The sequence below is a fragment of the Streptomyces sp. NPDC002588 genome (assembly GCF_040295925.1).
Lineage (GTDB): Bacteria > Actinomycetota > Actinomycetes > Streptomycetales > Streptomycetaceae > Streptomyces.
Window position 1 is genome coordinate 84,842 of sequence record NZ_JBEOWF010000043.1, and the last position, 14,630, is coordinate 99,471.

At 71.0% G+C, this 14,630-nt stretch carries 11 protein-coding genes; 8 read left to right on the forward strand and 3 right to left on the reverse strand.

From position 1 onward, the window contains the following. Window positions 1-31 precede the first annotated feature (31 nt). Window positions 32-1,327 (forward strand): DivIVA domain-containing protein, encoded by a 1,296-nt coding sequence (locus ABT057_RS37690; protein WP_352348409.1) that lies wholly within the window; start codon window positions 32-34, stop codon window positions 1,325-1,327. Window positions 1,328-1,489: 162 nt separating this feature from the next. On the opposite strand, the gene ileS is transcribed toward ABT057_RS37690, so the two are convergent. Further along, a complete protein-coding gene (gene ileS, locus ABT057_RS37695) occupies window positions 1,490-4,627 on the reverse strand; it encodes an isoleucine--tRNA ligase (protein ID WP_352348410.1) in 3,138 nt (1,045 codons plus the stop codon). Window positions 4,628-5,230: 603 nt separating this feature from the next. Between ileS and ABT057_RS37700 the strand changes: the two genes are divergently transcribed. The 6 genes from ABT057_RS37700 to ABT057_RS37725 all read left to right on the forward strand — a co-directional run bounded on the left by ABT057_RS37700 (window position 5,231) and on the right by ABT057_RS37725 (window position 10,971). Next, complete coding sequence (locus ABT057_RS37700; RefSeq protein WP_352348422.1) at window positions 5,231-6,337, forward strand: TraR/DksA family transcriptional regulator; 1,107 nt, start codon at window positions 5,231-5,233, stop codon at window positions 6,335-6,337. A gap of 67 nt (window positions 6,338-6,404) precedes the next feature. Further along, window positions 6,405-7,013: a signal peptidase II gene (gene lspA, locus ABT057_RS37705; protein WP_352348411.1), complete on the forward strand. Its 609-nt coding sequence runs from the start codon at window positions 6,405-6,407 to the stop codon at window positions 7,011-7,013. A gap of 76 nt (window positions 7,014-7,089) precedes the next feature. Next, window positions 7,090-8,034: an RluA family pseudouridine synthase gene (locus tag ABT057_RS37710; protein ID WP_352348412.1), complete on the forward strand. Its 945-nt coding sequence runs from the start codon at window positions 7,090-7,092 to the stop codon at window positions 8,032-8,034. Then, window positions 8,031-8,507, forward strand: a complete 477-nt coding sequence (locus ABT057_RS37715) for a GNAT family N-acetyltransferase (RefSeq protein WP_352348413.1) — start codon at window positions 8,031-8,033, stop codon at window positions 8,505-8,507. The genes ABT057_RS37710 and ABT057_RS37715 overlap by 4 nt, the downstream gene beginning before the upstream one ends. A 72-nt stretch (window positions 8,508-8,579) precedes the next feature. Beyond that, complete coding sequence (locus ABT057_RS37720) at window positions 8,580-10,166, forward strand: Na+/H+ antiporter (RefSeq protein WP_352348414.1); 1,587 nt, start codon at window positions 8,580-8,582, stop codon at window positions 10,164-10,166. 64 nt (window positions 10,167-10,230) lie between these two features. Further along, window positions 10,231-10,971 (forward strand): SDR family NAD(P)-dependent oxidoreductase, encoded by a 741-nt coding sequence (locus ABT057_RS37725; RefSeq protein WP_352348415.1) that lies wholly within the window; start codon window positions 10,231-10,233, stop codon window positions 10,969-10,971. 10 nt (window positions 10,972-10,981) lie between these two features. Here ABT057_RS37725 and ABT057_RS37730 read toward each other — a convergent pair whose 3' ends face one another. After that, the gene (locus tag ABT057_RS37730; protein WP_352348416.1) at window positions 10,982-12,076 is read right to left on the reverse strand and encodes a mechanosensitive ion channel family protein; all 1,095 of its coding nucleotides are present in this window, start codon (window positions 12,074-12,076) and stop codon (window positions 10,982-10,984) included. Window positions 12,077-12,174: 98 nt separating this feature from the next. Here ABT057_RS37730 and ABT057_RS37735 point away from each other — a divergent pair, with 98 nt between their 5' ends. Beyond that, window positions 12,175-12,744, forward strand: coding sequence for a dienelactone hydrolase family protein (locus ABT057_RS37735; protein ID WP_352348417.1), 570 nt, complete (start codon window positions 12,175-12,177; stop codon window positions 12,742-12,744). A 6-nt stretch (window positions 12,745-12,750) separates the two neighbouring features. Here ABT057_RS37735 and ABT057_RS37740 read toward each other — a convergent pair whose 3' ends face one another. Continuing rightward, window positions 12,751-14,430, reverse strand: coding sequence for an alkaline phosphatase D family protein (locus ABT057_RS37740; protein ID WP_502974030.1), 1,680 nt, complete (start codon window positions 14,428-14,430; stop codon window positions 12,751-12,753). Window positions 14,431-14,630: the final 200 nt, after the last annotated feature.

The window sequence follows — 14,630 nt, forward strand, 5'->3', positions numbered from 1 at the left end:
CCGATGCCGACGACTACGTTGAGGTGAAGAGATGCCGTTGACCCCCGAGGACGTGCGGAACAAGCAGTTCACGACCGTCCGCCTCCGAGAAGGCTATGACGAGGACGAGGTCGATGCCTTCCTCGACGAGGTCGAAGCCGAACTGACCCGACTTCTCCGCGAGAACGAGGACCTGCGCGCCAAACTGGCCGCGGCCACGCGCGCTGCTGCCCAGAACCAGCAGAACATGCGCAAGCCGCCGGAGCCGCAGGACCAGCAGGGCGGCATGCAGCAGGGTGGCATGCAGCCGGGCGGAATGCCCCAGGGCGGCATGCAGCAGGGAGGCATGCAGCCGGGCGGCATGCAGCAGGGCGGAATGCCCCAGCAGGGGATGCCGCAGGGCGGAATGCCCCAGCAGGGGATGCCGCAGCAGGGTATGCGAGGTCCGGGCGCGCCGGTGCCCGCCGGAATATCTGGCCCCCCGCAGCAGCAGATGGGTGGCCCCATGGGTGGCCCGCCCCAGCTGCCGAGCGGTGCCCCGCAGCTGCCCGCCGGCCCCGGCGGTCAGGGTGGTCCGCAGGGTCCCGGCCCGATGGGTCAGGGTCCGATGGGCCAGGGCCCCATGGGCGGCCCGATGGGCGGTCAGCCCCCCATGCAGCAGCAGATGGGTGGCCCGATGGGCGGCCCCATGGGCGGTCCGATGGGCGGCCCCGGTCAGGGCCCCGGTGGCGACAGCGCCGCCCGTGTCCTCTCGCTGGCCCAGCAGACCGCCGACCAGGCGATCGCCGAGGCCCGTTCCGAGGCCAACAAGATCGTCGGCGAGGCGCGTTCGCGTGCCGAGGGGCTCGAGCGTGACGCCCGTGCCAAGGCCGACGCTCTGGAGCGGGACGCGCAGGAGAAGCACCGCGTCGCCATGGGCTCCCTGGAGTCCGCGCGCGCCACGCTGGAGCGCAAGGTCGAGGACCTGCGCGGCTTCGAGCGCGAGTACCGTACGCGGCTGAAGTCGTACCTCGAGTCCCAGCTGCGTCAGCTGGAGACCCAGGCCGACGACTCCCTCGCGCCGCCGCGGACCCCCGCCGCCGCCTCCCTGCCGCCGTCCCCGGCGCCCTCCATGGCCCCGGCCGGTGCGAGTGCCCCGTCCTACGGTTCGGGTGCGCCCGGCATGGGCTCGGGCATGGGTTCGGGCATGGGTGCTCCCAGCCCTGCCGCGCCGTCCTACGGCGGGCAGCAGCAGATGTCCCCGGCCATGACTCAGCCGATGGCTCCGGTACGTCCGCAGGGCCCCTCCCCGATGGGTCAGGCTCCCTCGCCGATGCGTGGCTTCCTCATCGACGAGGACGACAACTGACGGCCAGTAGTACGCCTTAGGCGTCGGCAGCGTTCAAAGGGCGGGCCCCGGATTTCCATCCGGGGTCCCGCCCTTTTTACGCGTGTCGACGATGTTGACGGAGTCGCTGGATGTGTCGAAGGGCCCGGTTCCCTCAGGAACCGGGCCCTTCCGGGTATGTCCTTACGCCTTGCGCAGGCGGAAGGTCAGGGTCAGGCCCTCGTCGGTGAACGGGGTGCCGTAGCTGTCGTCCGCCTCGCCCTGGGCGAAGTCGGTGGCGAGGACCTCGTCCGCGATCAGGGCGGAGTGACCGGCCAGGGCGTCGACGGCGGCCGGGTCGGTCGCGCTCCAGCGCAGCGCGATGCGGTCGGCGACGTCGAGGCCGCTGTTCTTGCGGGCCTCCTGGATCAGCCGGATCGCGTCACGGGCCAGGCCCGCGCGGCGCAGTTCCTCGGTGATCTCCAGGTCGAGGGCGACGGTGGCGCCGGAGTCGGAGGCGACCGACCAGCCCTCGCGCGGGGTCTCCGTGATGATCACCTCGTCGGGGGCGAGTGTCACGGTCTCGCCGTCGACCTCCACGGAGGCCGTGCCCTCGCGCAGGGCGAGGGAGAGGGCGGCCGCGTCCGTGTTCGCGACGGCCTTCGCCACGTCCTGGACGCGCTTGCCGAACCGCTTGCCCAGGGCGCGGAAGTTGGCCTTGGCGGTCGTGTCGACCAGCGACCCGCCCACCTCGGAGAGGGACGCCAGGGACTCGACGTTCAGCTCTTCGGTGATCTGCGTGTGCAGCTCCGGGGAGAGCTCGCCGAAGCCGGCGGCCGCGATGAGGGCGCGGGACAGCGGCTGGCGGGTCTTGACGCCCGACTCGGCGCGCGTGGCGCGGCCCAGCTCCACCAGACGGCGGACCAGGACCATCTGCTTCGACAGCTCCGGGTCGATCGCGGAGAGGTCGGCCTCCGGCCAGGACGACAGGTGTACGGACACGGGGGCGCCCGGGGTGACCGGCACGATCAGGTCCTGCCAGACCCGCTCGGTGATGAACGGGGTCAGCGGGGCCATCAGCTTGGTGACGGTCTCCAGGACCTCGTGCAGCGTGCGCAGGGCCGCCTTGTCGCCCTGCCAGAAGCGGCGCCGGGAGCGGCGGACGTACCAGTTGGACAGGTCGTCGACGAACGCCGAGAGCAGCTTGCCGGCGCGCTGGGTGTCGTACGCCTCCAGCGACCGGGTCACCTGGTCGGTGAGTGCGTGGAGTTCGGACAGCAGCCAGCGGTCGAGCAGCGGGCGGTCGGCCGGGGCCGGGTCGGCCCCGGACGGCGCCCAGCCCGACGTACGGGCGTACAGGGCCTGGAAGGCGACCGTGTTCCAGTACGTGAGGAGCGTCTTGCGGACGACCTCCTGGATGGTTCCGTGGCCGACGCGGCGGGCCGCCCAGGGGGAGCCGCCGGCGGCCATGAACCAGCGCACCGCGTCGGCGCCGTGCTGGTCCATGAGCGGGATCGGCTGCAGGATGTTGCCCAGGTGCTTGGACATCTTGCGGCCGTCCTCGGCGAGGATGTGGCCCAGGCAGACCACGTTCTCGTAGGACGACTTGTCGAAGACCAGGGTGCCGACCGCCATCAGCGTGTAGAACCAGCCGCGGGTCTGGTCGATGGCCTCGGAGATGAACTGGGCGGGGTAGCGGGACTCGAACAGGTCCTTGTTCTTGTACGGGTAGCCCCACTGCGCGAACGGCATGGAACCCGAGTCGTACCAGGCGTCGATGACCTCCGGCACGCGCGTGGCCGTGTGTCCGCAGCCCTCCTGGGGGCAGGCGAAGGTGACCGCGTCGATGTACGGGCGGTGCGGGTCCAGCCCGGACTGGTCGGTGCCGGTCAGTCCGGTGAGCTCCGCGCGCGAGCCGACGACCGTGAGGTGGTCGTCCTCGCAGCGCCAGATCGGCAGCGGGGTGCCCCAGTAGCGGCTGCGGGACAGCGCCCAGTCGATGTTGTTGTTCAGCCAGTCGCCGAAGCGGCCGTGCTTGACCGTGTCGGGGAACCAGTTGGTCTTCTCGTTCTCCTGGAGGAGGCGGTCCTTGACGGCGGTGGTGCGGATGTACCAGGACGGCTGCGCGTAGTAGATGAGCGCGGTGTGGCAGCGCCAGCAGTGCGGGTAGCTGTGCTCGTACGGGATGTGCTTGAAGAGGAGGCCGCGCTGCTGGAGGTCCTCGGTGAGCTGTTCGTCCGCCTTCTTGAAGAAGACGCCGCCGACCATGGGGACGGACTCCTCGAAGGTGCCGTCGGGGCGGACGGGGTTGACCACGGGCAGCCCGTAGGAGCGGCAGACCTCGAGGTCGTCCTCGCCGAAGGCGGGGGACTGGTGGACCAGGCCCGTACCGTCCTCGGTCGTGACGTACGCGGCGTTGACCACGTAGTGCGCCGGTGCCGGGAACTCCACCAGCTCGAACGGACGTTGATAGTTCCAGCGCTCCATTTCGGCGCCGGTGAAGGTCTGGCCGGTGGTCTCCCAGCCCTCGCCGAGTGCCTTGGCGACGAGCGGCTCGGCGACGACGAGCTTCTCCTCGCCGTCGGTCGCGACGACGTAGGTGACCTCGGGGTGCGCGGCCACGGCCGTGTTGGAGACCAGGGTCCAGGGGGTCGTCGTCCAGACCAGGAGGGCGGCCTGGCCGGCCAGCGGACCGGAGGTGAGCGGGAAACGGACGTACACGGACGGGTCCACGACCGTCTCGTAGCCCTGCGCCAGCTCGTGGTCGGACAGCCCGGTGCCGCAGCGGGGGCACCAGGGGGCGACGCGGTGGTCCTGGACCAGCAGGCCCTTGTTGAAGATCTCCTTGAGCGACCACCAGACGGACTCGATGTACTCGGGGTCCATCGTGACGTAGGCGTCGTCGAGGTCGACCCAGTAGCCCATGCGGTTCGTCAGGTCGGTGAAGGCGTCGGTGTGGCGGAGCACGGACTCACGGCACTTGGCGTTGAACTCGGCGATGCCGTACGCCTCGATGTCCTTCTTGCCGCTGAAGCCGAGTTCCTTCTCGACCGCCAGCTCCACCGGGAGGCCGTGACAGTCCCAGCCGGCCTTGCGGGCCACGTGGTAGCCGCGCATGGTGCGGAAGCGGGGGAAGACGTCCTTGAAGACGCGTGCCTCGATGTGGTGGGCGCCGGGCATGCCGTTCGCCGTGGGCGGGCCCTCGTAGAACACCCACTCGGGGCGGCCCTCGGACTGCTCCAGGCTCTTGGCAAAGATCTTCTGCTCGCGCCAGAAGTCGAGCACGGCGTGCTCGAGGGCGGGCAGGTCGACCTGGGCGGGCACCTGGCGGTACTGCGTCATCGATCTTCCTCCGGCGGACGTATTGCCTTCCGTCGGAGGGACGAGAGCCTTCTTGCCTGTCTACGCCGTGTGCGGCGCGCTCCCGCGGTACCACCCTCCTTGGCCCTCCGGTGCGCCCTGTGCTCCGGTGAGCCCGCTCATTGGGGTCGCGATGCCGGGTCTACCAACCCTGTGGGGGCCTTCTTCCGGCGGCTCCGGGGTGATCTTCACGTCGCGCTCGCCCCCGGGCTTCCACCGTCCCCGGGTCGCTCTGGGCTGCGTACGCCGCTACTCGTCCCCATCCACGCTTTTCGCTCCGCCCAGTGTACGGCTCCGCACCGACAGCGGCCGACCGGTTTACGGCGCTCCCGGAAGCGGACCGCGGACGAGCGGGATGTGACCCGATTGGCCGCCTTCTGGAGGGGTACGCGTGTTCGGATTCCGGGATGGTCGGTTCTTCGGATTACCCCTCGGGGAGCTGGGCACAACGCAGGCAGGCCGGCCGCGTGGAGTGCGCGAGGCGGGCGATTCGGGCGGTGTGCCCCGTTGCCGTGCGTCTCGAGTCGATTTATCGTCCCAGCACGATGCGCGCGCAAGATCACAATATGTGAAGGGGCCGCGGCCATGGTGGCGAAAAAGACCGCCGTACAGCAGTCGGCGTCCGGCAGGTCCACGCGAGCCTCCGGCGGTGCGGCCAAAAGCGTCGGAGGGAAGAAAAGCGCCCGGGGCGCCGCGCCCGCGGCGGACGCGGTGAAGACCGTGGCCGAAAGGGCCGGAAGGACGGTTGCGAAGAAAACCACGGCCAGGAAGACCACGGCCAAGAAGACCGCCGCCAGGAGGACCGCAGTCGGGAAGGCGGGTACCGAGAAGACCGCGGCGAAGAAGGCCGCCGGTGTGAAGGCCGCCGCCAAGGAGACGGCAGGCACGAAGACCACAGGAGCCGCGGCCGGGAAGACGACCGCCGGAAAGACGGCCGCCAGAAAGGCGCCGGCAGAGAAGGCGGCCGCCAAGAGCGTCGCAGGGAAAGCCCCTGCCGGGAAAACCGCTGTCGGGAAAGCGGCCGCCAAGAAGGTTGCCGCCGAGCAAGCCGTCGGAAAAACCGTGGCCAGGAAGACCGCCGGGAAGAAAGCGAGTGGCGACAAGGCTGCCGTCGGGAACGCCGGCACGGGCGTGGCTGCGGTGCGTGGGGGAAAGAAGAGCACGGCCAAGAAGGTGGGCGCGGCCTCGGCCGCGGAGCAGACGGGAGCCACGACAGTGGTTGCGAAGAAGACTCCTGGCACGGCCACGGCGGCGAAGTCCGCGGTGCCCAAGGCACGCCTCGCCGCGGTGGAACCCGGCGAACTCGCGGTCCGCCCCGGCGAGGATCCCTGGACCGCGGAGGAGGTCGCCGAGGCCCGCGCGGAGCTGCAGTCCGAGCAGGAGCGGCTGAGCGCGGAACTCGCCTCGTCCGAGGTGGCTCTCGCGGGGCTGATGCGGGACTCCGGGGACGGCGCGGGCGACGACCAGGCGGACACCGGGACGAAGAACATCACGCGCGAGCACGAACTGGCGCTGGCCGCCAACGCGCGCGAGATGCTGATCCAGACCGAACACGCCCTGGAGCGGCTGGACGCCGGCACGTACGGCCTGTGCGAGAACTGCGGCAACCCCATCGGCAAGGCACGCATGCAGGCCTTCCCCAGGGCCACGCTGTGCGTCGAGTGCAAGCAGAAACAGGAGCGTCGGTACTGACCGCGTGCGGGTGCGGGAGCGTGCCGTACCCTCATCCTCAGTCAGGTACCTAGGTCGAGGGACTCACGTGGCAGAGGCGGAGCGCATCATCGGTACGCCGGATACCCCAGAGGCGGCAGGGGCCGAGCCGGAGCAGTCGTCCGGCCCGGACGGTCCCGAAGGGCAGGAGAGCACCGGGGCGCGGCCCAGGGGCAAGCGCCGGATCGCCGTGCTCTTCGCCGTCGCCGCGTTCGCGTACCTCCTGGACCTGGTCAGCAAGATGATCGTGGTCGCCAAGCTGGAGCATCACGAGCCGATCGAGATCATCGGGGACTGGCTGAAGTTCGAGGCCATCCGCAACGCGGGCGCGGCCTTCGGCTTCGGCGAGGCCTTCACGGTCATCTTCACGGTCATCGCGACGGCGGTGATCGTGGTGATCGCCCGCCTGGCCCGCAAGCTCTACAGCCTGCCCTGGGCGATCGCGCTCGGCCTGCTGCTCGGCGGTGCGCTGGGCAACCTCACGGACCGGATCTTCCGTTCGCCGGGCGTCTTCGAGGGCGCGGTCGTGGACTTCATCGCGCCGAAGCACTTCGCGGTGTTCAACCTCGCCGACTCGGCGATCGTCTGCGGCGGCATCCTGATCGTGCTGCTGTCCTTCAAGGGGCTCGACCCGGACGGTACCGTCCACAAGGACTGAACCCGCCCTCCTGGGCCCCGAGCGGTTGTCCACAGGCCCGTACGGCGGTGTGGGAGCCGTCCGGCATACTCGACGGGTGAGCACGATTCCCGAGATCCGTACCCTGCCCGTGCCGGACGGCCTGGAGGGCGAGCGCGTCGACGCCGCCATCTCCCGCATGTTCGGCTTCTCCCGCACCAAGGCCGCGGAGCTCGCCGCGGCGGGGAAGGTCTCGGTCGACGGCTCGGTGGTCGGCAAGTCGGAGCGGGTGCACGGCGGGGCCTGGCTCGAGGTCGAGATGCCGCAGGCCCCCGCCCCGGTGCAGATCGTCGCCGAGCCGGTCGAGGGCATGGAGATCGTGTACGACGACGAGGACGTGGTGGTGATCGTCAAGCCGGTGGGCGTGGCCGCGCACCCGTCGCCCGGCTGGAGCGGCCCGACCGTCATCGGCGGGCTCGCGGCCGCCGGCTACCGCATCTCCACCTCGGGTGCCGCAGAGCGCCAGGGCATCGTGCACCGGCTGGACGTCGGTACGTCCGGTCTGATGGCCGTGGCCAAGTCGGAGCGGGCGTACACCTCGCTCAAGCGCCAGTTCAAGGAGCGCACGGTCGACAAGCGCTACCACACACTGGTCCAGGGCCACCCCGACCCCACCAGCGGCACCATCGACGCGCCCATCGGCCGGCATCCGCACCACGACTACAAGTGGGCGGTCACGGCCGACGGCAAGCCGTCCGTCACGCACTACGACCTCATCGAGGCCTTCCGCGCGGCCTCCCTGCTGGACGTGAAGCTGGAGACCGGCCGCACCCACCAGATCCGCGTCCACATGGCCGCCCACCGCCACCCCTGCGTCGGCGACCTCACCTACGGCGCCGACCCCACGCTCGCGAAGCGGCTGCACCTGACCCGGCAGTGGCTGCACGCGGTGCGGCTCGGCTTCGAGCACCCCGGTGACGGTCAGTGGGTGGAGTTCGCCAGCGACTACCCGGCAGACCTGCAGAAGGCCCTGGACCAGGTCCGTGAGGAGACGTACGGATGAGCGGCACGCGCGCGTACACGGTCCGCGTCGCTCAGGACCCCGCCGACCTGGAGGCGTGCTTCGCGGTGCGCAAGGAGGTCTTCGTCGCCGAACAGGGCGTCCCGGAGGACCTGGAGTACGACGCGTACGACACCGCCGCCGTGCATGTGCTGGCGGTCCGGGAGGACGGCGTGGCGCTGGGGACCGGGCGGCTGCTGTACGGGGCGGAGGCGGCCGCGGCGAAGACCGGCGGCGACCTGTCGGTGGGGTCCCTCGGGCGGCTCGCCGTGACACGCGAGGCGCGCGGGCTGGGCGTCGGGGTCGCGCTGGTGCGTGCCGTCGAGGAGGCGGCACGCGCGCACGGGCTCACGGCGGTGGACCTGCACGCGCAGACCCAGGCGCTGGGTTTCTACGAGCGGCTGGGGTACGAGGCGTACGGGCCGGAGGAGATGGAGGCGGGGATCCCCCACCGCTCCATGCGCCGCTCTCTCTAGTGCCGGGTGCGAGGCAGGGGAACGGACGTTCCTGCACGGCCGGACAGACCCTAGACTCCCGGAGCGTTGACCGTGGATCAGTTGGCCCTGCTGTTCGTGCTGTTGCTCGGGGCCGTGGTGAGCGTCCCGGTCGGAGACCGGTTCGGGCTGCCCTCGCCCGTCCTGATGACCCTGCTCGGGATCGTCCTCGCGGTGCTCGACTTCGTGCCCAATGTGAACGTGCCGCCGGATCTGATCCTGCCCCTGCTGCTTCCGCCGCTGCTCTACGCGGCGGTGCGGCGGACGTCGTGGCGGCAGTTCACCGCGAACAAACGGCCGATCTTCCTGCTCGCCGTGGCGCTGGTGTTCGTCACCACGGTCTGTGTGGCCGCCGTCGCCCACGCGGTGGTGCCCGGGCTGCCCGTCGCCGCGGCCGTCGCGCTGGGCGCCCTAGTCGCGCCGCCCGACCCGGTGGCCGCGACCGCAGTCGCCGGGCAGCTCGGGCTGCCGCGCCGGCTCGTCTCCATCCTGGAGGGCGAGGGACTGTTCAACGACGTCACGGCCATCGTGCTCTACCACGTGGCGATCGCGGCCGTCCTCAGCGGGGAGTTCGCACCGGGGCAGGCGGTGCTCCAGCTGGTGCTGTCCGCCGTGGTCGCGGTCGCCGTGGGCGTGGGGCTCGGCTGGGGCGCCAACAGGCTGCTCGACCTGCTCGGGGAGACGACGCTGCAGATCGGGCTCACCCTGCTCGTGCCGTACGCGGCGTACGTGCTGGCCGAGGAACTGCACGGTTCCGGTGTGCTGGCCGTGCTGACCTGCGCGCTGTTCCTCGCGGAGTACGCCACCGACCCCGACGACGTGCTGACCCGGCTCGCCGGGCACGCCTTCTGGGACATCGTCGACACGCTGGTGACCGGTGTGGCGTTCGGGCTGATCGGGCTGGAGCTGCACAACGCGATCCGTACGGCGTCCGGGCGGTGGGGCGAGATGCTCGGCTGGGCGGGGATCGTGGTGGCCGTGGTGGTCGTCGTCCGGCTGCTGTACCTGATGCCGGCGACCTGGCTGACGAAACGGCTGCACGCGCGGCGGGACTACGACGAGGACATCCCGATGAGCTGGCGGGAGACCGTGATCATGTGGTGGTCGGGGATGCGGGGGGTGGCGTCGGTCGCGCTGGCGCTGGCGATTCCGCTGAGGACGGATGCGGGGGACCCGTTTCCCGACCGGGACGAGATCGTCTTCATCGCCTTCGGAGTGATCATGGGAACGCTGGTGGTGCAGGGGCTGACCCTGCCGTGGCTGGTGAAGCGGCTGGGGGTGCAGGCGGACACCGAGCGGGAGAAGGAGTTCGAACGGGAGCTGGCGGTCCGGGCGGCGAAGGCGGCGAAGCGCAGGCTGCGGGAGATCGAGGAGGCGGAGGAACTCTCGGAGGAACTGTCCGAGCAGATGCTGCGGCGCGCCTATGAGATCGGGGTGCGGATCAGTCCCGAGATGGGGGAGGAGGAGCGACTGGAGGGACACGAGCGGCGGGTGCGGCGGCTGAAGCGCGTGCGGCGGATCCAGGGGGAGATGATGAGCGCGGCGCGGCACGAGGTGCTGGCGGCGCGCGGCGAGGTGGGGGCGGATCCGGAGGTGGTGGACCGGGTGCTGCGGCAGTTGGACGTGCGGAGCCTTCGGTGATCGCCTTCATCGCGGTCTCGTGAACCGTCGTGACCTTGCCGGTGTCCCTGGTTACGCTCGGAGCATGGAACGTAATGTTGTAATCAGCGGTGGAGGTACGGGAATCGGGCTCGCCGCGGCGCAGGCCTTCGCAGCCGACGGGGATCGGGTGCTGTTGCTCGGGCGGCGGGCGGAAGTACTGGAGAAGGCCGGGGTCGACGGGGCGCTGACGTACGCCGCCGATCTCGGTGAACCCGAGCAGGTCCGGGGTGTGGAGCGGTTCGTCGCGGAGAGGTTCGGGACCGTCGACGTCCTCGTCCACAGTGCCGGTGGCACGGGGCTGCTCGAACCGCCGGCCGACAGCGACGATCCGCTCGACCGGGTCGCGCACGACTGGACCGTGAGCTTCCGGATCAACACCCTCTCCGCGGCCCTGCTCACCGAGGCGTTGAAGGACCGGCTCGCCTCGCCCGGCGGGCGGGTGCTGTTCGTCAGCTCGATCGCCGCCTACCGGGGGTCCGGAAGCGGGGCGTACGCCGGTGCCAAGGCCGCGCTGCACCCGTACGCCCGTGATCTCGCCCGGGAGCTGGGCCCGCGCGGGATCACCGCGAACGTGGTCGCGCCCGGGTACATCGAGGACACCGGGTTCTTCGGGGACGCCATCGACCCCGCCCGCCGCGAGCGGCTGATCGGCGAGACCTTCACGGGACGGGCCGGGACGCCCGGGGACGTGGCCGCCACGCTGCACTGGCTCGCCTCCCCCGCCGCGGGACACGTCACCTCGCAGGTGATCCAGGTCAACGGCGGCGCCGAACGCGGGAACTGAGCGGCGGACGTCAGTTGCGCCGCGCCGCGCCGTCCGGGGTGGCGGAGCGGTCCTGGCCGGGGATGCGGCCCGGGGGCGGGGTCGCGTCCGCCGTGTTGACCCGCGGGAGCGCGTACGGGTGCTGCCTGGCCAGCCAGCGGACCATCTGCTCGCGGACCGTGACTCGGACCGTCCAGATGTCGTCGGCGTCCTTCGCCGTGACCAGGGCCCGCACCTGCATGGTGTTCGGGGTGGTGTCCGTGACGTCCAGGCCGCAGGCGCGGCCGTCCCAGGCGGGGCACTCGCGCAGGATGTCGCGCAGCTTCTCGCGCATCGCGTCGATGGGGGCCGTGTGGTCCACGTGGAAGTACACGATGCCGGTCATCTGCGGGGTACCGCGCGACCAGTTCTCGAACGGCTTCGAGGTGAAGTACGACACCGGCATGGTGATCCGGCGCTCGTCCCAGGTCCGTACCGTGAGGAAGGTCAGGGTGATCTCCTCGACCGTGCCCCACTCGCCGTCCACGACCACGGTGTCCCCGATGCGCACCATGTCGCCGAAGGCGATCTGCAGCCCGGCGAACATGTTGCTCAGCGTCGACTGGGCGGCCACACCGGCGACGATGCCGAGGACGCCGGCCGAGGCCAGCAGCGAGGCGCCCGCCGCCCGCATCGCCGGGAAGGTCAGCAGCATCGCGGCCACCGCGACCACTCCGACGACGGCCGCCACCACCCGCATGATCAGCGACACCTGGGTGCGCACCCGCCGCACCCGGGCCGGGTCGCGGTGCATGCGCGCGTAGCGGGAGTACGACGTCTCGACGACCGCCGCCGCGATCCGGATCACCAGCCAGGCCGCGGCGCCGATCAGAACCAGGGTGAGGGCCTGGCCGATCCCGGTGCGGTGGTCCTCCAGCATCTGGGCCTGGTCGTAGGACCCTCTCAGCATCGCCGCGCACAGCACCAGCTGGTACGGGATCCGACCGCGGCGCAGCAGCCCCCACAGCGGGGTCTCACTGTGTCGCGCGTCGGCCTTTCGCAGCAGCAGGTCGGTGGCCCAGCCGATGAGCACGGTCAGCACCACCGACCCGCCGAACACGATCACGGGACGGATCAGGTTCTCCATGCCCCCGAAAGTAACCGGACGGGCGGGGCCTTGAACATGTGACTTCCGTGCAGAGACTCACACACTGCGTTGTCAGTGGCGGCTGGCACCATGGGCGCATGAACATCATGCTCTTTCACTCGACCTACGGACTGCGTCCCGCCGTGCGCGCCGCGGCGGACCGGCTGCGTGCCGCCGGGCACGAGGTGTGGACGCCCGACCTCTTCGAGGGGCGTACGTTCGACTCGGTCGAGGAGGGCATGGCGCACAACGAGGCGATCGGCAAGGACGAGCTGCTGAAGAGAGCCGTCCTGGCGGCCGCGCCCTACTCGGGGAGAGGGCTCGTGTACGCGGGGTTCTCACTGGGCGCGTCGATCGCCCAGACCCTCGCCCTCGGTGACGAGAAGGCCAGCGGTCTGCTGCTCCTGCACGGCACGTCGGACCTCGCGCCGAACGTGTCGGTGGACCAGCTGCCGGTGCAGCTGCACGTCGCGGAGCCGGATCCGTTCGAGACGGACGACTGGCTGAGCGCCTGGTACCTCCAGATGGGCAGAGCGGGCGCCGACGTGGAGATCTACCGGTACGCGGGCGCGGGGCACCTGTACACCGACCCGGACCTGCCGGACTACGACGCGGAGGCCGCCGAGGCCACCTGGCGGGTGGCGCTCGGCTTCCTCGAGTCGCTGTAGCGGCGGTTACACCGGGTCGTAGGTCCGCTCCACCTTCTGCGTGCCGCTGCGGGTGCGGTACGAGCGGGACCAGGCGGAGGTCGCGGCGGGGCTGGTCTTGTCGGACAGCACGTAGTAGTCCATCTGCGCGCGCTCGGCGGTGATGTCCAGGACGCCGTAGCCGTGGCGGTCGGTGTCCACGAACTGGACGTGCCGGTTGGCGGCCCTGATGATCGGGGAGGCGATCGCGGTCAGGGTGCCCTCGGGGACCTTCACGATGTCGTCGAGGTTGTCGGAGGTCACCGAGGTGACCACGAACTCGGTGGCGGCCGAGGCCGACAGCGGGTAGGTCCCGGCGTCCACGGGCACGTCGTTGGCCCACGCCATGTGGATGTCACCGGTCAGGAAGACGGTGTTGCCGATGGCGTTGGAGCGCAGATGGGCCAGCAGCTCGCGGCGGTCGTCGGTGTAGCCGTCCCACTGGTCGGTGTTGAGGCCGAGGCCCTCCTGCGGCAGGCCGAGCAGCTTGGCGAGCGGCTTGAACAGGTCCGCGGAGAGCGAGCCGATGGCGAACGGCGAGATCATCACCGAGTTGCCGACCAGCCGCCAGGTGGTGTCGGACGCCTTCAGCCCGGCCTTCAGCCAGTCGAGCTGGGCGCGGCCGGTGATCGTGCGGTCCGGGTCGTCGACCGAGCCGTTGCCGACCGCGACCTGCTGCGAGCGGAAGGAGCGCAGGTCGAGCAGCGACAGGTCGGCGAGCTTGCCGAAGCGCAGGCGCCGGTAGGTGGTGCCGGCGATCGCCGGGCGGACCGGCATCCACTCGAAGTAGGCCTGCTTGGCGGCCGCCTGACGGGCCGTCCAGGCGCCCTCGGCGCCCTCGGTGTGGTTCTCCGCGCCGCCCGACCAGCTGTCGTTGGCGAACTCGTGGTCGTCCCAGATCGCGACGACGGGCGCCTTGGCGTGCAGGGCCTGCAGGTCCGGGTCGGTCTTGTACTTGCCGTGCCGGGTGCGGTAGTCGGCGAGGGTGACGATCTCGTGCGTGGGCGAGGTCTGCCGCACGACGGTGCCGCGGGTGCCGTACTCGCCGGTGCCGTACTCGTAGATGTAGTCGCCGAGGTGCAGCCAGGCGTCCAGGTCGCCGCGGGCCGCGAGATGGCGGTACGAGGAGAAGTAGCCGGCCTCCCAGTTGGCGCAGGAGACCACACCGAACCGCAGGCCCGTGACGGTGGCGTCCGCCGCCGGCGCGGTGCGGGTGCGCGCCACCGGGGAGTCGGTGCCGCCGGCCGAGAAGCGGAACCAGTAGTCGGTGGCCGGTGTCAGGCCGCGGATGTCCGCCTTGACGGTGTGGTCGGAGGCGGCGGTGGCGGTGGTGGAGCCCCGCGCGACCACGTTGGTCAGCGCCTTGTCCGTGGCGACGGTCCAGCCGACCTCGGTGTCCGGGCCGAGGCCGGAGCCGGGCGTCGCCTCTGCGGTGGGCGTCACCCGCGTCCACAGCAGGACGCCGTCGGGCAGCGGGTCGCCGGAGGCGAGACCGTGCAGGAAGGCGGGGGCCTCGGCGGCCCGGGCGGGCAGCGCGGCGGCGAGCGGGCCGGCCAGGACGGCGGTGGCCGCAGCCGCCTTGACGACCGTACGGCGGCGCGGCGACAGCGAGTTGGGGCGAGCCGACGCCATGTCGGCACTCTCGGGCGATCTGTATCGACTGGTCACGGGCGATGAGATTACTGACCAGTACGACAAAAGAGCGGGCGAACGTGAAATGTTCGCCCGCTCTTTGACTGCGTGTCGGAGACGACCGCCCCGCAGGGCGCCGGTCTAGGGCGTGTTTCGAAAGTCCCGCCTGCCTGGCGGCGTCTGGCACGCCCTCCCCCAGAGGGGGGACCCCCAGCCGCGTTGTCGGGCGCGCCCCG